This is a genomic window from Variovorax sp. OV329 (assembly GCF_900114785.1).
Lineage (GTDB): Bacteria > Pseudomonadota > Gammaproteobacteria > Burkholderiales > Burkholderiaceae_C > Variovorax.
This window is the reverse complement of sequence record NZ_FOUG01000023.1, coordinates 14641-39801: the sequence shown is the minus strand read 5'-3', so window position 1 is coordinate 39801 and position 25161 is coordinate 14641. Positions and strand designations below refer to the sequence as shown.

Genomic DNA, 25161 nt, shown 5'->3' with positions numbered 1-25161 from the left:
CTGCGGCGCCTGCATGCTGTACCGGCTCTACCAGTCCTCGATGGATTCCACCTCGCCGATGCGGCTGGCCGCCCAGGCGCTGGGCAGCGCCATGTGGTTCGACAAGGACGAACGCACGCCCAACCGGCGCATGGCCGCTTACTTCGATGTGGTCTCGCGCATGCGCCTGACCCACACCCGGCCCGACTACGGCATCGGGCAGGTGACGGTCGACGGCCAGGAAGTGGCTGTGCACGAGGAAGCGGCGCTGGTCGCGCCCTTCGGCACGCTGCTGCACTTTCGCAAGGATGTACAGGCCGAGCAGCCCAAGGTACTGCTCGCCGCACCACTTTCGGGCCATTTCGCCACGCTGCTGCGCGAAACGGTGCGCACGCTGCTGCGCGACCACGACGTCTACATCACCGACTGGCACAACGCCCGCGACGTGCCGCTGTGGCACGGCGCCTTCGGCCTGGACGATTACACCCGCCAACTCGTCGAGTTCATCGAGGCCATGGGCCCCGGGACGAACCTGGTGGCGGTGTGCCAGCCCTGCGTGGCGGCACTGGCCGCCACCGCGCTGATGGCGGAGGACGACCACCCCGCCACGCCGTGCAGCCTGACGCTGATGGCCGGCCCGGTGGATTGCCGCGTCAACCCGACGGCAGTGAACAAACTGGCCACCGACCGGCCCATCGACTGGTTCCGCCGCAACCTCATCAGCCGCGTGCCCTGGCCGCATGCCGGCGCGATGCGGCGCGTGTACCCGGGCTTCCTGCAGCTGACGGCCTTCATGAGCATGAACGCCCAGCGCCACCGCAAGCAGTTCGAGATGCTCTACCAGCACCTGGTGGACGGCGAGACGGTGCAAGCCGATGCCATCCGCAACTTCTACGACGAGTACTTCGCGGTCAACGACCTGCCGGCGGAGTTCTACCTGGAGACGGTGGAGCGCGTCTTCCAGACCTACGACCTGCCGCGCGGCGTGCTCACCGTGGGCGATCGCACCGTCAACCCGGCCGCCATCCGCCGCACTGTTCTGCTGACAGTGGAGGGCGAGCGCGACGACATCTGTGCGGTGGGCCAGACGGTGGCCGCGCAAGACCTGTGCACCGGCATCCGCCCCTACCTCAAGACCCATCACCTGCAGGCGGGCGTGGGCCACTACGGGGTGTTCAGCGGCAGCAAGTGGAACCAGCAGATCTACCCGCGGGTTCGCGAGACCATCCACGCGGCCACCGAGCTGTACGGCGGCGGGCGGGCCAGTTCGCTGGCCGAAGCGGCCTGAGCCGCTAGCCAGCCGCCGCGCGCCGGCGGCCCGGCTTCTTCTTCGCAGCCACCCGCCGTGCTGGCGCGCCAGGCGCCAGAGGCAGCCGCTCGCGCAGAAAGTCGATGAGTTCCTTCGCCACCTCGTTGCGCGTGGCGCCCGAGGGATGCACCAGCACCACCCGCCGCTCCACGCGTGGCCGGGCCAGCGGCCGCACCACCAGTTGCGGATCGCGCAGCGAGGCGGTGTACAGGCGCGGCATCAGCCCCAGCGCCAGCCCGCCGCGCACCAGGGCGTAGAGGGTTTCGGAATAACCCACCCGATACGGCTCTGCGCCCTGCGCGAACTGCGCCCGCGCGGGGATGCCCAGCGCCGGCATGCTGCCGCTTTCGAACAGCACCAGGCGCTCATTGCCCACCGCCTCCCAGGCGACCTCCTCCAGATCGGCCAAGGCATGGTCGCGCCGCAGAACCAGCACCAGCGGATCGCGGAACAGCTCCACGCTGGCCAGCCCGCCGCCTGGTGCCTCGGTGATCGCGGCCACCGCGAAGTCCAGCTGGCCGCTGCGCACCTCGGCCAGCAGGGTGGTCGAGGGAGCGTCACGCCAGGCCAGTTCCAGCTCGCGCCCGCTCTCGCGCAGGAACTCGGCCACCGCAGTGGCCACGCCGTCGCTGGCCGAAGGGATCACGCCGATCCCCACGAAGGCGCGGCCACGGCGCACGGTGCTCTCGATGTCGCGCAGCGCCACATCCACCGTGTTGACCAGGAAGTCGGTGCGGGCCAGCACCTCGGCGCCGACGGGAGTCAGCGCCAGGCTGTGGGTGGTGCGCGTGAGCAGTTCGGCGCCCAGCAGCTTTTCCATCTGCTTGATTGCGTTGCTCAGCGCCGGCTGGGTGATGGACAGGCGCTGCGCCGCGCGGCCAAAGTGCCCCTCCTGCACCAGCACCGAGAAGCACTGCAGTTGGCGCAGCGTGAGGGCTCGTAGTGGCTGGGCGGGCATGGCTGGTGGTTATCAGTCGAATGAATGAAATTATAGAAATTCAAAACTTCTCCTGAACCGACCCGCTGCCTAGACTTTGGACATGCCCCCTGCTGCACTCGACGAATTCCTGCGCGCCATTCCCAAGGTGGAGCTGCACTGCCACCTCTTCGGCACCGTGCGCAAGGCCACCTTCGAGGCGCTCAACGCGCGCGCCGGCTCGCCCCTGGCGCAGGAGGAAATCGAGGGCTTCTACACGCGTGGCGAGAAGCCGGTGGGCGTGCTGCGGGTGCTGCGCGCGCTCGACGCGGAACTGGTGCGGTCGCCGGACGACCTGTACCAGCTCACCTACGAATACCTGGAAGATGCCGCCAGCCACAGCGTTCGCCATGCCGAGTTCTCCTGGAACCCGACCGGCACGGTGCATGCCTCGGGAATCGCCTACCCGGTGGCCCAGGATGCCATCGTGCGCGCCATCCAGGACGCACGGCACGACCTGGGCATCAGCGGCAGGCTGATCGCCGCCATCGACCGCGAGGCCAGCCCCGAGGCGGCCGTCGAGATGGTCGACTGGGTGCTCACGCACCGTCGCGAGGAGGAAGTTGTGGGCATCGGCATCGACTACCGCGAGAACGACCGGCCGCCGGAGATGTTCCTCGAGGCCTACCGCCGAGCCCGCCAGGGTGGCCTGAAGACGACGGCGCACGCCGGCGAGTTCGGCATGCCCTGGACCAACGTGCGCACCGCCGTCGAACTGCTCGAGGTGGACCGGATCGATCATGGCTACACGGTGGTCGACCAGCCCGAATTCGCGCGCGAGTGTGCCGAGCGCGGCGTGCTCTTCACCGTGGTGCCCACCAATTCCTACTACCTGCGCACCCTGCCGCCGGAACGCTGGGCGCTGGACCATCCCATCCGCAAGATGCCCGGCCTGGGCCTGCGCATCCATCCCAACACCGACGACCCGACCCTGCACAAGGTCACGCCTACCCAGGCTTGGGCGATGATGGTGCGGGACTTCGGCTTTGGCCTCGACGACCTGCGCGGCTTCATGCTCAACGGCCTGGACGGCGCCTGGATTGCCGACAGCCGGCGCCGCAAATGGCGCGACGAGTGGGCCGCCGAATTCGACGCCCTGCGCGATGGCTCCTCGCTCGACACCCCCACCCCGTCCATGTCCGGAACCTGAGCCACACCATGCCTTCGATCAAGCAACCCATTGCCCTGGCCGCCCTGCTGGTCGCCGCTGCCCTCCCCGGGGCCGCGTTCGCACAGCCAGCCTGGCCGGCGGCCAAGCCCATCACGCTGATCGTGCCTTACTCGGCCGGCGGCAGCGTCGACTTCAACGCCCGCCTGGTCGCCACCAGGCTGGGCGAGCGGCTCAAGCAGTCGGTGGTGATCGAGAACGTGACCGGCGCCGGCGGCGCCATCGGCGTGGCCAAGGCGATCAACGCCGCGCCCGACGGCTACACCCTGGTGGCGGGGCCCGACAGCGCCATCGCCATCGGCAAGCTCATCAACCCGGCGGCCTTCAAGTTCGACCCGCTCAAGGACCTGGCGCCGGTGGGCATGCTCAACACCGCGCCCATGGTGCTGGTGGCGCGCCCGGGCCTGCCGGTGCAGAACTACGGCGACCTGGTCAAGCTGGCCAAGGCCTCGCCGGGCAAGCTCAACTACGCCACCTCGGGCGTGGGCACGGTGCTGCAGCTGGCGATGGAACTGCTCAAGGAAAAGAGCGGCATCTACGTCACCCACATCCCGTACCATGGCGGCGCGCAGATCGCTTCCGACGTGATCGGCAACCAGGTCGACCTGGCCATGCTGGTGAGCACTAGCGCCATTCCTCACATCACCGGCGGCCGCGTCAAGGCGCTGGGCGTGACCGGCAGCAAGCGGCTGGAGGCGTTGCCCAACGTGCCGGCCTTCGACGAGATGCCCGGCCTGAAGGGCTATTCGATGGTCAGCTGGACCGGCATCTTCGCGCCCGCGGCCACGCCGCCGGCCACCGTGAAGCGGCTGAACGAGGAGCTCAATGCGGTGCTGAAGGACCCGGAAGTGCGTGCCAAGCTGCAGGAGCAGGGGGCGGTGCCGGGCAGTGGCTCGGCGGAGGACCTGGGCCGCTTCGTGCAGGCGGAGTACGCCCGCAACCAGAAGATCGTCCAGGCGGCCAACATCAAGGAATGACGGACGGACGGGGCCGCCCGTGCGGCGGCCTCAGTTCTTCTCGTCTTCTTCTTCCGCGGGCCAGTCGCGGATGTAGGCCTTGAGCATCTTGTTCTCGAAGTTCTGGCTGTCCACCACGGCCTTGGCCACGTCGTAGAAGCTCACCACGCCCATCAGCATGCGCTTGTCCATGACCGGCATGTAGCGGGCATGGCGCTCCAGCATGATGCGGCGGATCTCGTCGAGGTCCGTCTCCAGCGTGCAGGTGACCGGATGGTCGTCCATGGCCTTGCGCACGAGGGTGGTGCCCACCGAGCCGCCGTTGGCCACGACGGCGAGGATCACCTCGCGGAAGGTGAGCATGCCCACCAGGTCGCCATGGTCCATCACCACCAGCGAACCGATGTCCTTGTCGGCCATGATATTGACGGCATCCGCCAGAGGTTCGTCGGGCGTGATGGTGAAGAGCGTGTTGCCCTTCACGCGCAGGATGTCGCTGACTTTCATGGGGAGTGCTCCTCTCTTGTGGGCTGATGCCGATTCAAATATAGCCCACAAATCCCACACAATGTCCGCACATTGGCACGTCCACGACACCGGTGCAGTCTTGCAGACGTAACGGGTCGTTCGCGCATTCCCTTTTCCTGAAAGGCTCCCATGCCCGGTTATTCCGACCCCGGCTTCGACACGCTCGCGCTGCACGCGGGCGCCGCACCCGACCCCACCACCGGCGCTCGCGCGGTCCCGATCCACCTGACCACCTCCTTCGTCTTCGAGTCCAGCGACCACGCGGCCTCGCTGTTCAACCTGGAGCGCGCCGGCCATGTGTATTCGCGCATCAGCAACCCGACCAACGCGGTGCTGGAGCAGCGGGTGTCGGCGCTGGAAGGTGGCATCGGCGCCATCGCGACGGCCAGCGGGCAGGCCGCGCTGCACCTGTCGGTGGCCACGCTGATGGGCGCGGGTTCGCACATCGTGGCCAGCACGGCCTTGTACGGCGGCTCGCAGAACCTTCTGCACTACACGATGCGCCGCTTTGGCATCGAGACCACCTTCGTCAAGCCGGGCGACCTGGACGGCTGGCGGGCCGCCATCCGGCCCAACACGAAGCTGCTATTCGGCGAGACGGTGGGCAATCCCGGGCTGGACGTGCTGGACATCCCGGCAGTCAGCGACATCGCGCACGCGGCCGGCGTGCCGCTGCTGGTGGATTCGACCCTCACCTCGCCCTACCTGATCAAGCCCTTCGACTGGGGCGCGGACTTGGTCTACCACTCGGCCACCAAGTTCCTGTCGGGCCACGGCACGGTGATCGGCGGCATCGTGGTGGACAGCGGCAGCTTCGACTGGGAAGGCTCGGGCCGCTTCGCCGAGCTGACGCAGGCCTACGAGGGCTTCCACAACATGGTGTTCTCCGAAGAGAGCACGGTGGGCGCCTTCCTGCTGCGCGCGCGGCGCGAGGGCCTGCGCGACTTCGGCGCCAGCATGAGCCCGCACACCGCCTGGCTGATCCTGCAGGGCATAGAGACCCTGCCGCTGCGCATGGAGCGGCACATCGACAACACGCAGAAGGTGGTCGAGTTCCTGGCCACCCATCCCTTCGTGGAGCACGTGGGGCATCCGCTGCTGCCCTCGCATCCCAGCCACGCGCTGGCCGGCAAGCTGCTGCGCCACGGCGCCAAGGGCGCGGGCTCGGTGTTCAGCTTCAACCTCAAGGGCAACCGCGAGCAGGGCAAGAAGTTCATCGAGGCGCTGCGCCTGTTCAGCCACCTGGCCAACGTGGGCGATTGCCGCAGCCTGGTGATCCACCCGGCTTCGACCACCCACTTCCGCATGAGCGACGAGGCGCTGGCCGGCGCCGGCATCACGCAGGGCACGATCCGACTGTCGATCGGGCTGGAAGACCCGGCCGACCTCATCGAGGACCTCAAGCGCGCCCTGAAGGCGGCGGAGAAGGCGGCATGAACATCACCGTCAACGGCAACAGCCTCTACGCCTATACCGGCGGCAAGCCCTTCGACGCGGCCAGACCCACCGTCGTGTTCATTCACGGTGTGCTCAACGACCACAGCGTGTGGATCCTGCAGAGCCGCTGGTTCGCGCACCACGGCTGGAACGTGCTGGCCATCGACCTGCCGGGCCATTGCAAGAGCGGCGGCAAGCCGCCGGCCAGCGTGGAAGAGGCTGCGCAGACCGTGATCGGCCTGCTGGACGCGGCCGGCGTGAAGCGCGCGGCGCTGGTGGGCCACAGCTTCGGCTCGCTGATCGCGCTGGAGACCGCTGCGCGTGCGCCCGAGCGGGTGAGCCACCTGGCGATGGTGGGCACGGCCTATCCGATGAAGGTGTCGCCGGCGCTGCTGGAGGCTTCGCTGAACGAGCCGCAGAAGGCGATCGCCATGGTCAACACCTTCTCGCACTCGATGCTGGCGCCGCCGCCCTCCTCCCTGGGCCCGGGCACCTGGCTGTACGGCAGTTCGCGTGCGCTGATGCGCCGCGTGCTGAACAGCAACCGCGAGGCCAACGTGTTCCACGTCGGCTTCAACGCCTGCAACAACTACGCGAACGGCGAGGCAGCCATCGACGCGCTCAAATGCCCGGTGTTGTTCCTGTTGGGCAAGGGCGACCAGATGACGCTGGCGTCCGCGGCCAAGCCGTTGATCTCGCGGGCACGGGATGCGAAGGTGGTGACGGTGCAGGCTGGGCATGCGCTGATGGCCGAGGCGCCGGACGGGGTGCTGTTTGCGCTGGCGGAATTCCTGGGCGCGCGGTAGCCCGTCGCGCGCTCCGGTGAACCGTGTCGGTAAGAATTACTGCACTTTTGCTCTGCCTCCCGGGCATGGCCATGGCCGGCCAGGCACCGTTCGACGGATACGAGGCGTACTACTCGACGCTGGAAAGCACGCTGTTCAAGCTCCACACGGCCGTTCAACTCGAGCCTTACGCAGTGCCTGGTACGGAAACCCTCGGCTTTGCCGGGGCGGGCGAGACGGCTGGGCGCAAACATCGCGTAGAAGTCCGGCCCGGCGTCCTGTCCGTGGACGGTCGGCGCGTTCGCTTCAAGGCGACGCATGCATTCCCGGGCGAAGCGGCCAACAGAGAAGACCTGGGCAGGGGAACCACGGCCTACTTTGCAGCGGGATGGGCATGCGTCGCCGTTGTAGCGGTACTCCACCTTGTCGACGGCCAGGACGTGCCGGCAGGCGTCAGCTTCAGGGAATACGCAATCAAGGCGAACAACGCCTTCGCGCCCACCGGGGCGCTTCGCGAAGCGAACTTCGTGGAGCCTGCGAACGTCTACAAGTTTTCCGTCGACTAGCGGTAGCTGGGGCAAGGTCGCAGGACGACCTCGCCCAACCGCAGACTATCGAACTTCGAAGTCCGCCGGCGAGCGCTCGATGGCCGCCAGCAGTTGCGCCACTTCCGGCGAGGAAGGCTGCACCGGCTGCGCTGACGAGAGCATGCGCGACAAGGTCTCCGCATGCGGGAGCAGCGGCCCGAGAAAGCGCGTCCCGTCGCGACCGGCGATGAGCAAGGTCGGGAAGGTCTCGACCTCGAACTCGTCGGAGATGTCCGAATGGTCCTCGATGTCGACCCAGGCGAAGCGCATCTGCGGGTGCTTGCGGGCCACCTCCTGCAGCAGCGGCCGGTAGTCGCGGCAAGTGCCGCACCATTCGGCGCACAGGCACACCACCCACAGGGCGTTGTCGTCGGCAGCGGCGGCGGCTCCGGTGTTTGGCAATGCGCTCACAGGTTGCAATGGGACGATGGAAGGGTTTGCGGGCTTGGCGACCTGAGGGCCGCATCACTATTATGGGCAAAGCCCACGCGAGCCACAGGAGACAACGATGAATACCGCCACGAGCACATCCACCAGCGCGCATGCCGCCGCCGGCGCCGAAGTCGATCCCCGCAGCTTCAGGAACTTTGCCGAGTTCTATCCCTTCTACCTGAGCGAGCACAGCAACCGCACCTGCCGGCAACTGCATTTCGTGGGTTCGACGCTGTCGCTGGTGTGCTTGGCCACTTTCGTCCTGACGGGCAACGCCTGGTGGCTGATCCCGACCGTCGTGGTGGGCTACGCCTTCGCCTGGATCGGCCACTTCGGCTTCGAGAAGAACAAGCCCGCCTCTTTCAAGCGCCCGCTCTACAGCTTCATGGGCGACTGGGCGATGTACCGCGACATCCTGCGCGGCCGCGTCAAGCTCTAGGGCCTGTTAATACTAAAAACCGGCCCTAGTGGGGTTTGGCGGGACAGGTCAACGCGTCAGTCCTCAAGCGCGATTAGCTCGCGCACGGTCTGCCGCCGGCGAATGAGCCGGCCGCGGCCGCCGTCCACCAGCACCTCCGGCGCCAGCGGCCGCGTGTTGTAGTTCGAGCTCATCGACGCGCCGTAGGCGCCGGTGTCGTGGAATACCAGCAGGTCGCCCACCTCGGCCGGTGCCAGCGCGCGCGGCTCGACCACGCCGCCGGAGTCCTGCGTGAACACGTCGCCCGACTCGCACAACGGGCCGGCGACCACCGTGGGCCGCGCCTTGTGGGCGATGCCGGGGTCGCGCCGCGCGTCCACGCCGGCATGCGCGAGCACACTGATGGCGTGATGGCTGCCATACATCGCGGGCCGCACGAGGTCGTTGAAGCCGGCGTCGCACAGCACGAAGTGATTGGCGCCCATGTCCTTGACCGACAGCACTTGCGCGAGCAGCACGCCGGACTCGGCGACCAGGAAGCAGCCCGGCTCGATCTCGAGCCGCACGGGGTGGCCCAGCTGGGCGACGATGCGCTGGCGCGCCTCGTCCCACAGGCTGAAGTAGTGCGCGGTGTCGACCGTCGGGTCGCCGACCCGGTAGGGGACCGACAGGCCGCCGCCGGCCGAGATCGCCGTCACTTCGTGGCCGAGCGCGACGACTGCCTGGACGTGCCGCACCATCGCGTCGCAGACCTGCGAGAGGTGGCCGTAGTCCACCCCCGACCCGATATGCATGTGCAGCCCGACCAGCCGCAGGCCATGGCAAGCGATGGCCTCGAGCGCGGCGGGGATGTCGGCGGGCCAGATGCCGTGCTTGCTGTGCTGGCCGCCCGTGTTCGTCTTGCGGCTATGGCCGTGGCCGAAGCCCGGGTTGATGCGCAGCCAGACGCGGTGGCCCCGCGCGCGGTCGCCGAGGGCTCGGCCGAGCTGGTCCAGCATGTCGGCCGAGCCGGCGTTGACTGGGATGCCGTGCTCGGCCACGAGGGCGAGCGTCACGGCGTCGATCTCGTCGGCGGTGAAGACGATGCCCGCATGTTCATCGCGCGCGTCGTAGCCGGCGTGCAGCGCGCGCTCGATCTCGCCGGCGGAGACCGCGTCCACCTGCACGCCGAGGCCGCGCAGCAGGCGCAGCACGTGCGTGTTCGAGCATGCCTTCTGCGCGAAGCGCACGGTGTCGAACATCGTGAGCCGGGCCGCGCGGGCGCGGATTGTCTCGGCGTCGTAGACCCACAGCGGCGTGGCGTGCGTCTCGGCGAGGCCTTGCAGCAGCGCGGGCGTCATCGCGGCGGGAGCGGGGTGCTGGAGCTTGGTCATTCCGCGATGGTGCCTTCTCGAGGGGATTCAGGCCAGTGCTTTGAATTGTCCGCATCATTCATTTTTGATATGGTTGCTAGATGAGCCCGACCTTGCCCGCGCTGACCCATCGCCACGTCGAGGTGTTCCGCGCGGTGATGACGGCGGGCAGCGTCACCGGTGCCGCGGCCGCGCTCTACACGTCCCAGCCCACGGTCAGCCGCGAGCTCGCGCGCATGGAGCACCTGCTGCGGCTGACCCTCTTCGACCGCGTGCGCGGCCGGCTGCAACCGACCGCCCAGGCGTACGCGCTGTTCGACGAGGTGCAGCGCTCGTATGCCGGCCTCGAGCGCGTGGCCGACACGGCCGTGCGGCTGCGCCAGTTCGCGCAGGGCCAGCTCTCGCTCGCCTGCCTGCCGGCGTTCGCGCATGCGCTGCTGCCGGGCGCCTGCGCGCGGTTCCAGAAGGCGCATCCCGGGGTGAGCGTGTCGGTCGATCCGGTGGAGTCGCCGTCGCTCGAGGAACGGCTCGCCGCGCAGGCGCATGACCTCGGCCTGGTCGAGCACGACGGCGCGCTCGCGGGCGCGCACGCGAGGCGGCTGCTGGAACTCGACGAGGTTGCCGTGCTGCCGGCCGGCCATCCCCTCGCGGCCCGGCGGCGGCTGGAGGCTAGGGATTTCGCGGGGGAGCCGTTCGTCAGCTTCCATCCGCGCGACCGCTACCGGCAGGGCGTGGACCGCTGGTTCGCCGACGCCGGCGTCGAGCGCCAGCTCGCGATGGAGACGGACAACGCGGTCGCCGTCTGTGCGATGGTGCGCCACGGCCTCGGCGTAGCCATCGTCAACCCGTTGACGGCGCTGGCGGTGGCCGGCGCCGGGGCGATGCCCGCGCACGGGCTCGTTGTGCGGCCGCTGACGCTGTCGCAGCCGTTTCGCGTGTATGTCGTGCGGCCGGCGCACCGGCCGGGCAATGCGCTGGTCGCCCGCTTCGAAGCCGCGCTCGAGGCGGAGTGCGACGCCTTGGCGAGGCAGGTCGCGCGTGCGTGGGGCCGGCCGCGCGCGCGAGCTTGACTCTCGGCGCAAAGCCCGGTCGGCGGCAGCCGTATCGCGATCGGTCTAGCGCCTGCTAACACAAACGCAATCCATCAGCGATGAGTGCAAAGTTGATGAACGCGGTGAACATGATGTCGAGCTTCTCGAAGCGAGAGAAGATGCGGCGGTAGCCCTTGAGCCGACGGAACAGGCGTTCGACCTCGTTGCGGCGCTTGTACATAGCGCGGTCGTATTCCCAGGGCTCTATGCGCGTGCTCTTGGGCGGTACGACGGGGATGAATCCCAGGTCGAGTGCGAGTTGACGCGTCTCGTTGCCCTCATAAGCGCGATCCCATCAGCAGGTGCAATGGCCGATTGGGCGGCTCAAGTCGCTCGAGCAATGCCCGGCTTCGGTGGCATCGTGGGCTTGGCCAGGCGACAGCGAAAATTTCACAGTCGTGCGCGCGTCCGCGGCGATGAGGTGGATCTTCGTGTTCCATCCACCACGGGACTTGCCGATAGCTTGTGGACCGTTTTTTTTCGAGCGCCCGTGCCGTCCGGATGCACCTTGATGCTGGTGCTGTCCAACGACACCGCCTCGATCTTGATCCGCACCACTTGGGCCTGCTGCAACTGCTCGAAGGCACGAGCGAGCACACCGGACTTTGCCCAGCGACTCATGCGCGTGTAGATCGTGTGCCAGTTGCCGAACCGCTTGGGCAAGCCGCGCCATTTGCAGCCGTGTTCAGCCACGTACAGGATCGCGTTCAACACCTGAAGGTTCGTCAAACTCACGTTGCCGCGCTGCGTCGGCAAGCAGTCTTCTATCTGGGCAAACTGCGCTGGTGTGATCTCCATGAGCTCAGTTTCAAGGAAGATCCGAGCCTTGGCAATTAGTGTTAACAGGCCCTAGTTTGTCTTCGGCGCGGGCAGCAGCGCGCGCGGCATCGACAGCACCTCGCCCACGAACAGCTTGCCCAGCGGGGCCTTGTCCCACAGGGCCGTGAGGACGTCGGAGCGAACCAGCAGCAACTCGCGCAGCAGGGGCTCCATGGGCGTGGTCTCGGGGTTGATCAGCAGCACCAGCCGCGGGTCCTCGTCCAGCCGCTCTTCCGCCATGCGGCCGATCCAATCGAGCTCGACCAGGGTCTCGATCACCGGCGCCAGTTGCAGGGCGTCCACCTGCATGCGTTCGCCCAGCCGCGCGGCGCCCAGGCCCTTGCGCGGCGTGTCGCGTTCGGAGGCCAGGTGCTGCAGTGCCTCGATGGCCAGCTGCAGCGACCAGCCCGGCGTGCCACCGCGCCGTGCCACGCCGGCCAGCAGGCTGGGCATGTAGGCCGCGATCACGGCGCCGAAGAGCACGATGAGCCAGGCGATGTAGATCCACACCAGCAGGATCGGGAAGGTGGCGAAGGCGCCATACAGCACCGAGTAGGTGGGCACCAGGCCGAAGTACAGGGCCAGCAGCCGCTTGGCGATCTCGATGGCCACGGCCACGAAGAAGCCGCCGGCCCATGCGTGGGCCCACTTGACCTCGGTGTTGGGCACGTAGTGGTAGAGCGCCGCCATGCCGCCGGCCAGCAACAGGAACTCCAGGAAATCGAATGCCAGCTTGAGCCCGGCGTCATCCACCAGCCCGCGCGAGGCCGCGAACACGTAGGAGGTGGTGGAAAGACTCAGCGCCAGCACCACCGGCCCCAGCGTCGCGGCCGCCCAGTACACCAGCACCCGCTGCGCGAGCGGCCGCGGCTCGCGCACGCGCCAGATGTTGTTCAGCGTGCGGTCGATGGTGAGGATGAGCGCAAAGGCCGTGAGCAGCAGCACCACCAGGCCCAGGACCCCCAGGCCGCCCGCCTTGCTGGCGAACTGGGTGAGGTAGCCCTGCACCTGCCGGCTGATGTTCTCGGGGATGAGGCTGTCGACCAGCCAGCGCTGCACGCGGCCCTGCATCTTGGCGAAGATCGGGAAGGCGGTGAACAGCGCCAGTGCCACCGTGAAGAAGGGCACCATCGCGATGGTGGTGGTGAAGGTCAGGCTGCTGGCCGAAAGACCCAGCCGGTCTTCGCGGAAGCGCTCGCCCAGCACGGCGGCGGTGTTGCGCCACGGAAAGTGAGACAGCTCCCTCCAGAGCGAGTGGCGATTCATGGGTCGCTATCATGCCACCGGGTCTTTCCTGCCATGCCTCTGCCAACCGCTCCCCTCCCCCGCAAATCCACCTCCGGCAAGCCGGCAACACCGGCATCACCGGCGTCGAACGAGCGCGCGGTCGCGGCCACGCGGGCGCTGGCGGTCGGCAGCCTGGCCGGGCTGATCGTGCTGGGCCTGGCCTGGGAGCTGTGGCTCGCGCCGCTGCGTCCGGGCGGATCGCTCCTGGCCCTGAAGGTGCTGCCGCTGGTGCTGCCGCTGGCCGGGCTCATCAAGCGCCGCATGTACACCTACCGCTGGGTGAGCCTGCTGGTTTGGATCTACTTCACCGAAGGCGTGGTGCGCGCCTGGAGCGACATGCAACCCGCCGGGCGCGTGCTGGCCGGCATCGAGATCGTGCTGTGCCTGCTGCTCTTCGTCGCCTGCGCGTGGCACGTTCGCACGCGGCTCGCCCATGCCGACGCGCAGCTTCGACAGGACACAGAACGGAACAACGCGGCAGTCACTTCCTCATGACGACGACGAACAAGCACACCGAGCTGATCGAGCAACTGCGCCGCATCGCCGGCGAGCACAACGTGCTGACCGAAGGCGATCTCACGGCCTGGGAGCAGGACTGGCGCAAGCGCGAGCGCGGCAAGGCGCTGGCCGTGGTGCGGCCGGGCAGCACGCAGCAGGTGGCGGAGGTCGTCAAGGCATGCGCGGCAGCGGGCGTCTCCATCGTGCCCCAGGGCGGCAACACCGGCCTGGCGGTGGGCTCCATCCCGGATGCGAGCGGCCAGCAGGTGCTGCTGAGCCTGACGCGCATGAACGCGGTGCGCGAGATCGACGCCGCCAACCTCACGGTGACGGTGGAAGCCGGCTGCGTGCTGCAGAGCCTGCAGGACACCGCGCGCAACGCGGGCTTCCTGTTCCCCCTCAGCCTGGCGGCCGAAGGCAGCTGCACCCTCGGCGGCAACCTGGCGACCAACGCCGGCGGCACGCAGGTGCTGCGCTACGGCAATGCGCGCGAGCTGTGCCTGGGCCTGGAAGTGGTCACGCCGCAGGGCGAGATCTGGGAAGGCACCAGCGGCCTGCGCAAGGACAACACCGGCTACGACCTGCGCGACCTGCTGATCGGCAGCGAAGGGACGCTGGGCGTGATCACCGCCGCCACGATGAAGCTCTACCCGCTGCCGGCAGCGCGCCTCACGGCCTGGGCCGCGGTGCCCTCGCTGGAGCAGGCCACGAAGCTGCTGGGCCTGGCGCACCAGTACCTGGGCGCCGGCCTCACCGGCTTCGAGGTGATGGGCAACTTTGCGCTGAGCCTGGTGACGAAGCACTTCCCGGCGCAGCGCGTGCCCTTCGTCGCCGAAGGCGAAGGCGCGTCGCCCTGGTGCGTGCTGCTGGAGAACTCCGACAACGAATCCGAAGACCACGCGCGAGGCCGCTTCGAGGCCCTGCTGGAAAAGGCCTTCGAGGACGGCTGCGTCAGCGATGCCGTGGTGGCCGAGAACCTCTCGCAGGCCAAGGCCCTGTGGCATGTGCGCGAAAGCATTCCGCTGGCGCAGGCCGAAGAGGGCTTGAACATCAAGCACGACATCTCCATCTCCGTCTCGCGCATCCCGGCCTTCGTGGCCGAGACCGACGCGCTGCTGCAAAAGGAGATCCCGGGCGTGCGCCTGGTCAACTTCGGCCACCTGGGGGACGGCAACCTGCACTACAACGTGCAGGCACCGGCCGACGGCGATGCCCGCGCCTTCCTCGTCAACGAGGAAGAGCGGGTGAATACGCTGGTCTACGACTCGGTCGAGCGCTTCGGCGGGTCTATTTCTGCCGAGCACGGCATCGGCTCGCTCAAGGCGCACAAGCTCGTCAAGCACAAGTCGCCGGTGGCCCTGTCGATGATGCGCGCCATCAAGGGCGCGCTGGACCCGAAGAACACCTTGAATCCGGGGCGGGTGCTGCAGGACTGAGACCGCAGGCATGGGGCATGCGCGTAAAATATGCGCACGATCCATCCCCAGGACGCCGCCATGCTCCGCTTCGACAACGCGCCCAAGAAGGCGACCAATCTCTCGCTCAACAGCAAGGTGCTGGAAATGGCACGCGAGCTGGGCATGAACGTGTCGCAGACGGTCGACGAACTGCTGGCCGAAGAGGTCAAGCGTCGCTACTGGGAAAAGTGGGCCGAGGAGAACAAGGAAGCCATGCAGGCCTACAACGCCCGCATCGCCAGGGAAGGCCTGCCCCTGGCCAAGTACCGCAACTTCGCGCGCGGGCTGGGCGACGGCAAGAAGGGCTGAGATGGCGCGCTTCGACGTCTACGCCAATCCCGATGCCTCCGACCGGAACACCGTTCCCTACATGCTGGATGTGCAGAACGATTTCCTGAGCATCCTCGAGACCCGCGTCGTGGTGCCGCTCTACGCGAGCCAGCGCTTCAACTCCAGGGTGCGCAACCTGAACCCGGAGTTCGAGGTGGCCGGCAAGCCGGTCGTCATGGACACGGCATCGATCGGTGCGGTGCCCACGGGCGAGCTTCGGCGGCCCATCGCCAGCCTGGCCGGCAGGCAACTCGACATCCAGGACGCACTCGACACCCTGTTCGGTTCCTACTGAAGAAGAACATGACCACCCGCCCCATCCGCCACCAATACGAAGACTTCATGCGCCACGTCGACCAGACGGGCGTGTTCAAGGCGGACCGCACCGGCACCGGCACCAAGAGCGTGTTCGGCCACCAGATGCGCTTCGACCTCAACGAGGGCTTTCCGCTGGTCACCACCAAGAAGGTGCACCTGAAGTCCATCATCGTCGAGCTGCTGTGGTTCCTCACGGGTTCGTCGGACAACAACTGGCTCAAGGAGCGCGGCGTCACCATCTGGGACGAGTGGGCGCGCGAGAACGGCGACCTGGGTCCCGTGTACGGCGTGCAGTGGCGCAGCTGGCCCACGCCCGATGGCGGCCACATCGACCAGATCCAGCAGGTCATCGACACGCTCAAGAGCAACCCCGACTCGCGCCGCATCATCGTGAGCGCATGGAACGTGGCGGACCTGTCGAAGATGGCGCTGATGCCCTGCCACGCCTTCTTCCAGTTCTATGTCGCGCCGCCACAGGCGCCCGGCGAGCGCGGCAAGCTCAGCTGCCAGCTCTACCAGCGCAGCGCCGACATCTTCCTGGGCGTGCCCTTCAACATCGCCAGCTACGCGCTGCTGACCCACATGATCGCGCAGCAGTGCGACCTGGACGTGGGCGACTTCATCTGGACCGGCGGCGACTGCCACATCTACAGCAACCACGCCGAGCAGGTGGCGCTGCAGCTCTCGCGCGAGCCGCGGGCCTACCCCACGCTCAAGATCAAGCGCAAGCCCGCGTCGATCTTCGACTACCAGTTCGAGGACTTCGAGATCGAGGGCTACGACCCGCATCCCCCCATCAAGGCGCCGGTCGCGGTGTGACGCCCATGCCGCGCATCAACATCATCTTTGCGCGCGCCCGCAACGGCGTGATCGGCAAGGACGGCCATATGCCCTGGCACCTGCCGGAGGACCTGGCGCACTTCCGGCAGCAGACCAGCGGCTCGCCGGTGCTGATGGGCCGCAAGACCTGGGAGTCGCTGCCCCCGCGCTTCCGTCCGCTGCCGGGCCGCCGCAACATCGTGATTTCCCGCCAGGCCGGTTGGCAGGCCGAAGGCGCGGAATGCGCCGCCGGCCTGCACGAGGCCATCGCGCTGTGCGCCGGCGCGCCCGAGCTCTGGGTCATCGGTGGCGGCGAAATCTACGCGCAGGCCGTGCCGCTGGCGCAGCGCGCGGAGGTCACTGAGATCGAGCGCGACTTCGAGGGCGACACCTTTGCCCCGACCTTGGGCGACGGCTGGCGCGAGACGGCGCGCAGCGCGCACACCGCCGCCAAGGACGGGCTGCCCTTCAGCTTCGTCACCTATGAGCGCGCGGACGCCTGAGGACGGACGCCGCACACGACAGCCAGCCGAGGACACGGCAGATCTTCCGCGCCGTCGCCTTCTGACGGCGCTGCCACTCGGGGCGCTCCTTGCCGCCGCGTTGCCCGCCGCACCCGCGCACGCGAAGGCCGAGCCGCTGGAGCCCGACGAGGACGTGCTCTTCCTTCCCAGCACCGCGCGTGAACTCGACAACGGGCAGATCGAAATCGACCTGCAGGCCTGGATCCACGAAAAGAACCGCTTCAAGGTCCTGGACATGGGCCTGGCGCGCTACCTGGGGCTGAAGCTGCGCAACATGAGCCCGGCCGCGCGCCTACGCTTCGCTCAGCGTACTGCGCTCTTCCATGCCGAGCCCGAGGAAGGCACGGTGCTGGAAATCGACTTCGGCCACGGCGCACCGCTGGTGCGGATGCCCTCGAGCGACGCGGCCGGCCGCACCAGCCTGCGCGCCACGGTCGACATGCAGGCCGACCCGCGTACCGCCCCATGGCTGAACTTCCGGGCGCGCACACCGGGCCCGCGCGCCGATGTCGATGGCCATGCGCTCCTGGTGCCGGCCACCGGCCTCTCCGTCATCTCGGACATCGACGACACGGTGAAGGTCACGCAGGTGCGCGACCAGCAGCAGATGCTGCTCAACACCTTCGCGCGCAGCTTCAAAGCCGCGCCCGGCATGGCACAGCACTACCAGCGGATGGCGCGCAATCCGCAGACGCGCTTCCACTACCTGTCGTCCAGCCCCATCCAGTTGCTGCCTGCGCTGCAGGGCTTCCTGCGCGAGGCCGGCTATCCCCTGGGCAGCATGCACCTGCGCGAGAGCACGACGCTGCGCTCCCTGATCCCCGGCGAAGGCGAATCGCGGGCACACAAGCTCTCGGGCATCGCGCGTCTGATGGAGGACTTTCCGCAGCGGCGCTTCGCGTTGGTGGGCGACTCCGGCGAACTCGATCCCGAGATCTACGGCGCGGTGGCCCGGCAGCATCCGCAGCGCATCGAGGCTGTGGTGATCCGCGATGTAACGGACGAAGACAAGGCCGCACCGCGCTACGCCGCCGCCTTCGCGGGCGTGGATGCTGCCCGCTGGCACGTCTTGCGCGACGGCGCGGCCTGGCCCGCCGAATGATCCAGCGCCCCGCGCCCTCTTCTTCCTGACAACGACACACCCTTCGCGGCCGCTGCGCGGCGCGAAGAGGCCAATGCTCCAAAACCCTGATTGATTTAATTATTGATGTAAATAGCATGGCCTACATCAAATCCCCATCAACCATGTCCTCCGCGCCCACCATCGCCGACATCGCCCGCAAGGCCGGGGTGGGCACCGCCACGGTGGACCGCGTCCTCAACCGGCGTGCCGGCGTGAACGCGGAGACCGTGCAGCGGGTGCAGCAGGTGGTGGAGGAACTGGGCGCTCCACAGCAGCAGCCGGGGCGCCCGCGCAAGAGCGCCAACGCACGTTTCGCCTTCGTGCTGCCGGCCGAGGAGACACCCTTCTTCGGGCTGGTCGAACGGCAGATCGCCCAGGCCGCGAGCGACTTCCGCCATGGCCACATCACCGAGGTCACCCATCGCATCGACACCAGCGACCCGGCGCGCTTTGCCGAGCAGCTGGCCGAGGTGGGCGATTGCGAGGGCATCGCGCTGCTGGCGCCCGACCTGCCGCCCATCAAGCGGGCGGTGAACGAGCTGGTGCGCGCCGGCGTGCACGTGGTCACGCTCTTCTCCGACGTGGCCGGCTCCATGCGCGAGACCTGCATCGGCGCGGACAACCGCGCGGCCGGCCGCACCGCCGGCCTGCTGCTCGGGCGCATGGCCGGCCAGGAGAAGCACCGCGACGTGCTGCTGCTGTCCTCGCAGGCCACGCGGCTTTCTTCCGAGATCGAGCGGCGCATCGGCTTCGCCCAGGTGCTGGAGGAGCGCTTTCCTGAAATCAGAATGCATCGCACCGCCGACCTGCCGCCCGACGACGAGGGCGCTTGCGAGGCGCTGCTGCAGGTGCTGCGCGACGACGTCGAGCCCGCGCGCGTGGCCGGCATCTACAACGTGGGCTCAGGCAGCGAGGGCGTCGCGCGCGCCCTGGCACAGGCCGGGCTCACGGCCAGCGCAGGCATGGTCGCGCACGACTTCACCGATGCCCACGCCTCGCTGCTGGGTGCGAACCACCTTTCCTACGTCCTGCACCAGGACATCCATTACTGCGTACTGACCGCGGCGCGCGTGCTGCGTGCCCTTTGCGAGAACGTGCGCGGCGCACTCAACGTGGTGCAGCCGCGAATCGAGATCCTGACGGCCGAGAACCTTCACTGAGGAAACGAAGGCGCGGCTGCCCGGTAAGTGCCCTGAACCCGAACCTTTTGGAGACTTCTCATGAATCTGCTCCCGAAAAAGCTGTTGCCGGGGATGGTCGCCCTGGCCGCAGTCACCGCCCTGGGCCTGGCAAGCACTTCGGTGCATGCCCAGGACAAGACCATCACGCTGTGCTGGGCCGCCTGGGACCCGGCCAACGCGCTGGTCGAGTTGTCGAAGGACTTCACCACCAAGACCGGCGTGAAGATGAAGTTCGAGTTCGTGCCCTGGACGAACTTCGCCGACCGCATGCTCAACGAGCTCAATTCCAAGGGCAAGCTGTGCGACCTGATCATCGGCGACAGCCAGTGGATCGGCGGCTCGGCCGAACAGGGCCACTACGTCAAGCTCAATGACTTCTTCGCCAAGGAAGGCATCAAGATGACCGACTTCGCGCCCGCCACCGTGGTGGGCTACGCGGAGTGGCCGAAGAACAGTCCCAACTACTGGGCGCTGCCGGCCATGGCCGACGCCGTGGGCTGGACCTACCGCAAGGACTGGTTCGCCAAACCCGAGTTGCAGGCCGAGTTCAAGAAGCTGCACAACCGCGACCTGGCGCCGCCCAAGACCTGGGTCGAGTTCAAGCAGGTGTCGGAGTTCTTCCAGGGCAAGACCATCGACGGCAAGAAGGTCTACGGCGCCTACATCTTCACCGAGCGCGGGTCCGAGGGCATCACCATGGGCGTGACCAACGTGCTCTATCCCTTCGGCTTCAAGTACGAGGACCCCAAGAAGCCCTACGCCATGGACGGCTTCGTCAACTCGCCCGACGCGGTACGCGGCCTGGAGTTCTACAAGGCGCTCTACAAGGGCAGCACGCCGCCGGGCATGACCAACGCCTACATGAGCGAAGGCCTGGATGCCTTCAAGTCGGGCCAGGTGGCGATGATGATGAACTGGTTCGCCTTCTTCCCCGGCCTGTACAAGGACCCGAACGTGGGAGGCGACAAGATCGGCTTCTTCACCAACCCGTCGGACAAGACCAAGGGCGTGCAACTGGGCGGCCAGGGCATCTCGGTGGTGTCCTACTCGGCCAACCGCAACGAGTCGCTGCAATACATCAAGTGGTTCGCCAGCCCTGATGTGCAGAAGAAGTGGCAGGCGATCGGCGGCTCGTCGGCCGCCAAGGCGGTGCTGGACGACCCGGCCTACCCCAAGAGCTCGCCCTTCGCCCAGGCCTTCCTCGACTCCATGGGCATGGTGGTCGACTTCTGGGCCGAGCCTTCGTATGCGCAGCTGATGCTCTCGATGCAAAAGCGCGTGCACGACTACGTGGTGGCCGACAAGGGCACCGCCAAGGAAGCGCTCGACGCCCTGGTGGTGGACTGGCGCAAGGTCTTCAAGGACGACGGCAAGGCGGCCAAGTAAGCGAGAAGCCCGTGAGCGCCATCCGCCCGCCCATCATGAAAGGCCCGCCCGCGCTCGCCTCCCGCGCGGCGCAGGCAACGCCGCCGGGCGTGGCGCTGCGCCTGCGCGGGCTGTCCGACAAGGCGCTCGCCTGGCTCTTCGTGGGGCCCACGATGGTGCTGCTGCTGGCCATCAACATCTTCCCGCTGGCGTGGACGATCAAGCTGTCCTTCACCAACTACCGGGCAAACCGGCCCAACGCCAACGTGGTGAACGTGGGGCTGGACAACTACGTGTCGGTGCTCACCGACCCGGACATCTGGGCGGCGATGCAGGCCACCGCTCACTTCCTGTTCTGGACCATCCTGCTGCAGACGCTCATCGGCTTCGCGCTGGCCTACCTGATCGACCGCAAGTTCCGCGGACACGGCTTCTGGACCACGGTGATCCTGATCCCGATGATGCTGTCGCCGGCGGTGGTGGGCAACTTCTGGGCCTTCCTCTACCAGCCGCAGACGGGCCTGTTCAACTACGCGGTGGCCTTCCTCGCGGGCGTGCCGCCCTCCTCCTTCGAAATGATCGGCTCGGTGAAGCTTGCGCCCTGGGCGATCATCATCGTGGACACCTGGATGTGGGCGCCCTACGTCATGCTGATCTGCCTGGCGGGCCTGCGCTCCATTCCCGACTACATCTACGAGGCGGCCGAGGTCGACCGCGCCTCGCCCTGGCGGCAGTTCTGGTCGATCACGCTGCCCATGGTGCTGCCCTTCATCATGCTGGCGGTGCTGTTCCGCGGCATCGAGAACTTCAAGATGTTCGACATGGTCAACCTGCTGACCTCAGGCGGGCCCGGTTCGGCCACCGAGCTGGCGTCGATCACGCTCAAGCGCGAGGCCTTCGAGAAATGGCGCACGGGCTACTCCTGCGCCTTCGCCATCATCCTTTTCGTAGCGGTGTTCGGCCTCGCCAACATCTACGTGAAGGCCCTCAACCACGTGAAGAACCGGTGAAACCGGGAGGCCCAGCATGACAAGCCACGGCATCAGCACCGCGCATTCGGTGGTCGAGCCGCGCGCCGGCACGCGGTGGTTCGCGGGCACGGTGGTCGTGCTGTATGCGCTGCTCACCATGATCCCGCTGGTGTGGATCATCCTCACCGGCTTCAAGACGCCGCCGGATTCGATCAGCTACCCGCCCAAGGTCCTGTTCACGCCTTCGCCGCAGGGCTACTGCAACCTCTTCACCACGCGCTCGCGCCAGACGCCCGAATACATCGCCGCCCTGCCGCCGGCCACCGATACCTGCGACAAGGTCGCGCGCGCCGACAACATGGTGATCGCGGGGCCGTCGAACTACGTGCCGCGCTTCGTCAACTCGCTGATCATCGCCTTCGGCTCCACCATCCTGTCGGTGGGCTTCGGCGTGATGGCGGCCTATGCCTTCTCGCGCTTCAAGGTGCCGCTCAAGGACGACCTGCTTTTCTTCATCCTCTCTACGCGCATGATGCCGCCCATCGCGGTGGCCATTCCCATCTACCTGATGTACCGCGAGCTGGGGCTGTCGGACACGCGCCTGGGCATGATCCTCTTGTACAGCGCGGTGAACGTGTCTCTGGCGGTGTGGCTGCTCAAGGGCTTCATCGACGAGATCCCGCGCGAGTACGAAGAGGCGGCCATGGTCGACGGCTACACGCGGCTGCAGGCCTTCCGCAAGGTGGTGCTGCCGCAAGCCACCACCGGCATCGTGGCCACCTCCATCTTCTGCCTGATCTTCGCGTGGAACGAATACGCCTTCGCCGTGCTGCTCACCTCGGGCACGGCGCAGACGGCGCCACCCTTCATCCCGATCATCATCGGCGAGGGCGGGCAGGACTGGCCGGCGGTGGCCGCCGGCACCACGCTGTTCCTGATCCCCATCCTGGTGTTCACCGTGCTGCTGCGAAAGCACCTGCTGCGCGGCATCACCTTCGGGGCGGTGCGCAAATGAGCCGGCCTGCCTACGACATCTCGCGCCGCTGGCCCCGATGGCTGCGGCGCGGCCCCATGGAGATGCTGGCCTGCGCGGTGATCGCCGCCGGGCTGCTGATGATGCTGCAGCCGCTCGCGATGGCGCTGTTCACCTGGTCGTTCCTGACGACCTTGGCGGGCACGGCGATGTTCATGGTCGTCTCGAAGTTTCCGGATTGAACAATGACCCCCAACTTCGCTTCGCTCCTGCCCCTTAAGGGGGCGCAGCCCGCGCCAGGGGCGGGCCGGCGGGAGGGCTAACATGGCCGAGATCCGCGTCCATCACCTGCACAAGGCATTCGCGGACTTCACCGCGGTCCGCGACTCCAGCTTCGCGGTGCACGACGGCGAGTTCTTCTGCCTGCTGGGCCCCTCGGGCTGCGGCAAGACCACCACCCTGCGCATGATCGCCGGGCTGGAGCTTCCCACCTCGGGCCAGATCTTCCTCGCCGACGAGGACGTGAGCTTCAAGCGCGCCTCGGAGCGCGACATCGCCTTCGTGTTCCAGATGTTCGCGCTCTACCCGCACATGAATGTGCGACGCAACATCGCCTTTCCGCTGCTGTCCCAGGGCATGGCGAAGGACGAGATCGCGCGCCAGGTCGAGTCGGCAGCGCGCACGCTGCGCATCACGCACCTGCTGGACAAGCCGGTGTCGCAATTGTCCAGCGGCGACCGCCAGCGCGTGGCGCTGGGGCGGGCCATCGTTCGCCAGCCCAAGGCCTTCCTGATGGATGAGCCGCTGGGCGCCCTCGACGCGGAGTTTCGCGAACTGATGTGCCGCGAGTTGCGCGCCCTGCACGACCGCCTGGGTGCCACCACGGTGTACGTGACGCACGACCAGATGGAGGCCATGGCCATGGCCGACGTCATCGCCATCATGAACGAGGGCGTGATCGAGCAGCTGGGCGCGCCGCGCGAGGTCTACGAGTGCCCCGCCAGCGTGTTCGTGGCCGACTTCATCGGCGCGCCCGCCATGAACTTCCTGCCCTTCGAGGCAGCGCTGACAACCGGCGAGGACGCCATCCAGATTGGACCCGCGTGCCTTGGCGTTCCACAGGTTCGCGAAGACGTGTCGGCACGCCCGTTGCTGGCCGGCGTTCGGCCCGAGCATGTGCGCTTCTCCGACGACTCGGCGCTGAGGGCCGAGGTGCTGGGCACCGAGTACCTGGGCACTCGCACGGTCGTGACGCTGGCCACGGCCCAGGGGGCCACGGTGCGCGCCAAGGTCGAGGCCTCCACGCCCGCACGGCGCGGTGACCACATGGGGCTGGCCTTCGATGCACAGGCCGTGTCCCTGTTCGACGTTGCCAGCGGCCGCGCCCTGCGCACGGCGCGCGACGACGCCCTGCGCGGCACGCATCGCACGGGAGCCCGCCATGGCTGAACTCCGGCTCACAGGCATCGGCAAGCGCTTCGGCGCAGTGCAGGCGGTGGCCGACCTGCACCTGGACATGCCCAGCGGCGAGTTCTTCGTGTTGCTGGGCCCGAGCGGCGCGGGCAAGACCACCACCCTGCGCCTGGTCGCAGGGCTGGAGCAGCCCGACGCCGGCCACGTCTACATCGGCGGGCAGGACGTGAGCGCAGTCGCGCCGGCCCTGCGCGACGTGGCTTTCGTGTTCCAGCAGTACTCGCTCTATCCGCACCTCAGCGTCTACGACAACCTGGCCTTTCCCCTGCGCTCGCCCTTGCGGCCCACGCCGGAGGCGCAGATCCGCGCCAAGGTGAACGAGGTGGCCCGCCTGCTGCGCATCGAGGACAAGCTGAAGAACCCCGCGACCCGACTGTCGGGCGGACAGATGCAGCGCGTGGCCATCGGCCGTGCGCTGGTGCGCGACCCGCGGCTCTACCTGATGGACGAGCCGCTCTCGTCCCTGGACGCCAGGCTGCGCAACGACCTGCGGCTGGAGCTCAAGCGCATCCAGCAGGACATGGGGGCGACCATGCTCTACGTGACGCATGACCAGATCGAGGCCATGACCATGGCCAGCCGCATCGGCGTGCTCGAAGGCGGCCGGCTGGTGCAGGTGGGGACGCCGCGCCAGATCTACGAGAACCCCAGCACCAGCCAGGTCGCGACGCGCCTGGGCTCGCCGCGCATCAACCTGTTCGCCCGTGCCCTGGTGCCCGCCGTGAACGCGCCGGCCGATGCGGTGACGGTAGGCGTTCGCGCGGAGCACCTGCGCATCCACCGGCGCTCGGACGACAACGCGCACCGCGCCGCCCGCGTGCGCCGGATCGAGCGCCTGAGCGACCTGCACCTGGTGCACGTGGCGCCCGAGGACAGCGACCAGGAATGGATCGTCTCCGCCCCCGGCGGCGAAAGCTTCGAGCCCGACGACGCCGTGCGCATTGAACTCGTGCAGCCGCTGTGGTTCGACGCCGGAGGACGGCGCGTGGGCGCCGCAGCATGAGT

General features: G+C 67.8%; 27 protein-coding genes and 1 pseudogene. 22 read left to right on the top strand and 6 right to left on the bottom strand.

From position 1 onward, the window contains the following. The first annotated feature begins 13 nt into the window (after positions 1-13). Positions 14-1267, top strand: a complete 1254-nt coding sequence (locus BM345_RS26635; protein WP_093386096.1) for a polyhydroxyalkanoate depolymerase — start codon at positions 14-16, stop codon at positions 1265-1267. 4 nt (positions 1268-1271) lie between these two features. On the opposite strand, the gene BM345_RS26630 is transcribed toward BM345_RS26635, so the two are convergent. Continuing rightward, entirely contained in the window at positions 1272-2246 is a 975-nt protein-coding gene (locus BM345_RS26630) for a LysR family transcriptional regulator (RefSeq protein WP_093386005.1), read from the bottom strand. 82 nt (positions 2247-2328) lie between these two features. On the opposite strand from BM345_RS26630, the gene BM345_RS26625 reads away from it, so the two are divergent. Together BM345_RS26625 and BM345_RS26620 are read left to right on the top strand one after the other, a co-directional pair. Continuing rightward, positions 2329-3414, top strand: coding sequence for an adenosine deaminase family protein (locus tag BM345_RS26625; RefSeq protein ID WP_093386002.1), 1086 nt, complete (start codon positions 2329-2331; stop codon positions 3412-3414). Positions 3415-3422: 8 nt separating this feature from the next. Then, on the top strand, positions 3423-4409 hold the full coding sequence (locus BM345_RS26620; RefSeq protein WP_093386000.1) for a Bug family tripartite tricarboxylate transporter substrate binding protein: 987 nt from the start codon (positions 3423-3425) through the stop codon (positions 4407-4409). Positions 4410-4439: 30 nt separating this feature from the next. Here BM345_RS26620 and BM345_RS26615 read toward each other — a convergent pair whose 3' ends face one another. Continuing rightward, complete coding sequence (locus BM345_RS26615; RefSeq protein WP_093385997.1) at positions 4440-4895, bottom strand: CBS domain-containing protein; 456 nt, start codon at positions 4893-4895, stop codon at positions 4440-4442. Between the two features lie 150 nt (positions 4896-5045). Here BM345_RS26615 and BM345_RS26610 point away from each other — a divergent pair, with 150 nt between their 5' ends. The 3 genes from BM345_RS26610 to BM345_RS26600 all read left to right on the top strand — a co-directional run bounded on the left by BM345_RS26610 (position 5046) and on the right by BM345_RS26600 (position 7704). Then, positions 5046-6353 carry an O-acetylhomoserine aminocarboxypropyltransferase gene (locus tag BM345_RS26610; protein WP_093385995.1) on the top strand — a complete coding sequence of 436 codons (1308 nt, stop codon included), beginning with the start codon at positions 5046-5048 and terminating at the stop codon, positions 6351-6353. Next, positions 6350-7159 carry an alpha/beta fold hydrolase gene (locus tag BM345_RS26605; protein ID WP_093385991.1) on the top strand — a complete coding sequence of 270 codons (810 nt, stop codon included), beginning with the start codon at positions 6350-6352 and terminating at the stop codon, positions 7157-7159. Before BM345_RS26610 ends, BM345_RS26605 begins: the two co-directional genes overlap by 4 nt. 65 nt (positions 7160-7224) lie before the next feature. Further along, positions 7225-7704 (top strand): hypothetical protein, encoded by a 480-nt coding sequence (locus BM345_RS26600; RefSeq protein ID WP_093385988.1) that lies wholly within the window; start codon positions 7225-7227, stop codon positions 7702-7704. A gap of 45 nt (positions 7705-7749) precedes the next feature. Here BM345_RS26600 and BM345_RS26595 read toward each other — a convergent pair whose 3' ends face one another. Beyond that, positions 7750-8136 (bottom strand): thioredoxin family protein, encoded by a 387-nt coding sequence (locus BM345_RS26595; RefSeq protein WP_093385985.1) that lies wholly within the window; start codon positions 8134-8136, stop codon positions 7750-7752. A gap of 97 nt (positions 8137-8233) precedes the next feature. On the opposite strand from BM345_RS26595, the gene BM345_RS26590 reads away from it, so the two are divergent. Next, the gene (locus tag BM345_RS26590; protein WP_093385983.1) at positions 8234-8596 is read left to right on the top strand and encodes an Mpo1-like protein; all 363 of its coding nucleotides are present in this window, start codon (positions 8234-8236) and stop codon (positions 8594-8596) included. Between the two features lie 56 nt (positions 8597-8652). Here the strand turns inward: BM345_RS26590 and lysA are convergent, their stop codons facing one another. Further along, a complete protein-coding gene (gene lysA / locus BM345_RS26585) occupies positions 8653-9948 on the bottom strand; it encodes a diaminopimelate decarboxylase (protein WP_254790019.1) in 1296 nt (431 codons plus the stop codon). A gap of 80 nt (positions 9949-10028) precedes the next feature. On the opposite strand from lysA, the gene BM345_RS26580 reads away from it, so the two are divergent. Beyond that, a complete protein-coding gene (locus BM345_RS26580) occupies positions 10029-10997 on the top strand; it encodes a LysR family transcriptional regulator (RefSeq protein ID WP_093385980.1) in 969 nt (322 codons plus the stop codon). A gap of 55 nt (positions 10998-11052) precedes the next feature. Here the strand turns inward: BM345_RS26580 and BM345_RS29905 are convergent. Together BM345_RS29905 and BM345_RS26565 are read right to left on the bottom strand one after the other, a co-directional pair. Next, a pseudogene (locus BM345_RS29905) lies at positions 11053-11816 on the bottom strand (IS5 family transposase). Positions 11817-11867: 51 nt separating this feature from the next. Then, positions 11868-13103, bottom strand: a complete 1236-nt coding sequence (locus tag BM345_RS26565) for a YihY family inner membrane protein (protein WP_093385972.1) — start codon at positions 13101-13103, stop codon at positions 11868-11870. Between the two features lie 33 nt (positions 13104-13136). On the opposite strand from BM345_RS26565, the gene BM345_RS26560 reads away from it, so the two are divergent. From BM345_RS26560 to BM345_RS26495, 14 genes are all read left to right on the top strand, one after another. Then, positions 13137-13619, top strand: coding sequence for a DUF2069 domain-containing protein (locus BM345_RS26560; protein WP_093385970.1), 483 nt, complete (start codon positions 13137-13139; stop codon positions 13617-13619). After that, positions 13616-15058, top strand: coding sequence for an FAD-binding oxidoreductase (locus BM345_RS26555; RefSeq protein ID WP_093385967.1), 1443 nt, complete (start codon positions 13616-13618; stop codon positions 15056-15058). Before BM345_RS26560 ends, BM345_RS26555 begins: the two co-directional genes overlap by 4 nt. A gap of 60 nt (positions 15059-15118) precedes the next feature. Continuing rightward, positions 15119-15388 carry a type II toxin-antitoxin system CcdA family antitoxin gene (locus tag BM345_RS26550; RefSeq protein ID WP_093386091.1) on the top strand — a complete coding sequence of 90 codons (270 nt, stop codon included), beginning with the start codon at positions 15119-15121 and terminating at the stop codon, positions 15386-15388. A 1-nt stretch (position 15389) separates the two neighbouring features. Further along, the gene (locus BM345_RS26545) at positions 15390-15704 is read left to right on the top strand and encodes a CcdB family protein (RefSeq protein ID WP_093385965.1); all 315 of its coding nucleotides are present in this window, start codon (positions 15390-15392) and stop codon (positions 15702-15704) included. Between the two features lie 8 nt (positions 15705-15712). Then, complete coding sequence (locus tag BM345_RS26540; RefSeq protein WP_093385963.1) at positions 15713-16546, top strand: thymidylate synthase; 834 nt, start codon at positions 15713-15715, stop codon at positions 16544-16546. 5 nt (positions 16547-16551) lie between these two features. Beyond that, on the top strand, positions 16552-17049 hold the full coding sequence (locus tag BM345_RS26535; protein WP_093386088.1) for a dihydrofolate reductase: 498 nt from the start codon (positions 16552-16554) through the stop codon (positions 17047-17049). Between the two features lie 100 nt (positions 17050-17149). Further along, entirely contained in the window at positions 17150-18172 is a 1023-nt protein-coding gene (locus tag BM345_RS26530) for a phosphatidate phosphatase App1 family protein (protein ID WP_254790018.1), read from the top strand. Positions 18173-18315: 143 nt separating this feature from the next. Further along, entirely contained in the window at positions 18316-19353 is a 1038-nt protein-coding gene (locus BM345_RS26525; protein ID WP_175545161.1) for a LacI family DNA-binding transcriptional regulator, read from the top strand. A gap of 93 nt (positions 19354-19446) precedes the next feature. Further along, positions 19447-20760 (top strand): ABC transporter substrate-binding protein, encoded by a 1314-nt coding sequence (locus BM345_RS26520; RefSeq protein ID WP_093385957.1) that lies wholly within the window; start codon positions 19447-19449, stop codon positions 20758-20760. 35 nt (positions 20761-20795) lie between these two features. Continuing rightward, positions 20796-21749 carry a carbohydrate ABC transporter permease gene (locus tag BM345_RS26515; RefSeq protein ID WP_093386086.1) on the top strand — a complete coding sequence of 318 codons (954 nt, stop codon included), beginning with the start codon at positions 20796-20798 and terminating at the stop codon, positions 21747-21749. Positions 21750-21765: 16 nt separating this feature from the next. Then, complete coding sequence (locus BM345_RS26510) at positions 21766-22725, top strand: carbohydrate ABC transporter permease (RefSeq protein ID WP_093385955.1); 960 nt, start codon at positions 21766-21768, stop codon at positions 22723-22725. Further along, positions 22722-22925, top strand: a complete 204-nt coding sequence (locus tag BM345_RS26505) for a hypothetical protein (protein ID WP_093385952.1) — start codon at positions 22722-22724, stop codon at positions 22923-22925. Before BM345_RS26510 ends, BM345_RS26505 begins: the two co-directional genes overlap by 4 nt. Before the next feature lie 82 nt (positions 22926-23007). Further along, entirely contained in the window at positions 23008-24132 is a 1125-nt protein-coding gene (locus tag BM345_RS26500; protein WP_093385950.1) for an ABC transporter ATP-binding protein, read from the top strand. Then, entirely contained in the window at positions 24125-25159 is a 1035-nt protein-coding gene (locus BM345_RS26495) for an ABC transporter ATP-binding protein (protein ID WP_093385947.1), read from the top strand. The genes BM345_RS26500 and BM345_RS26495 overlap by 8 nt, the downstream gene beginning before the upstream one ends. Positions 25160-25161: the final 2 nt, after the last annotated feature.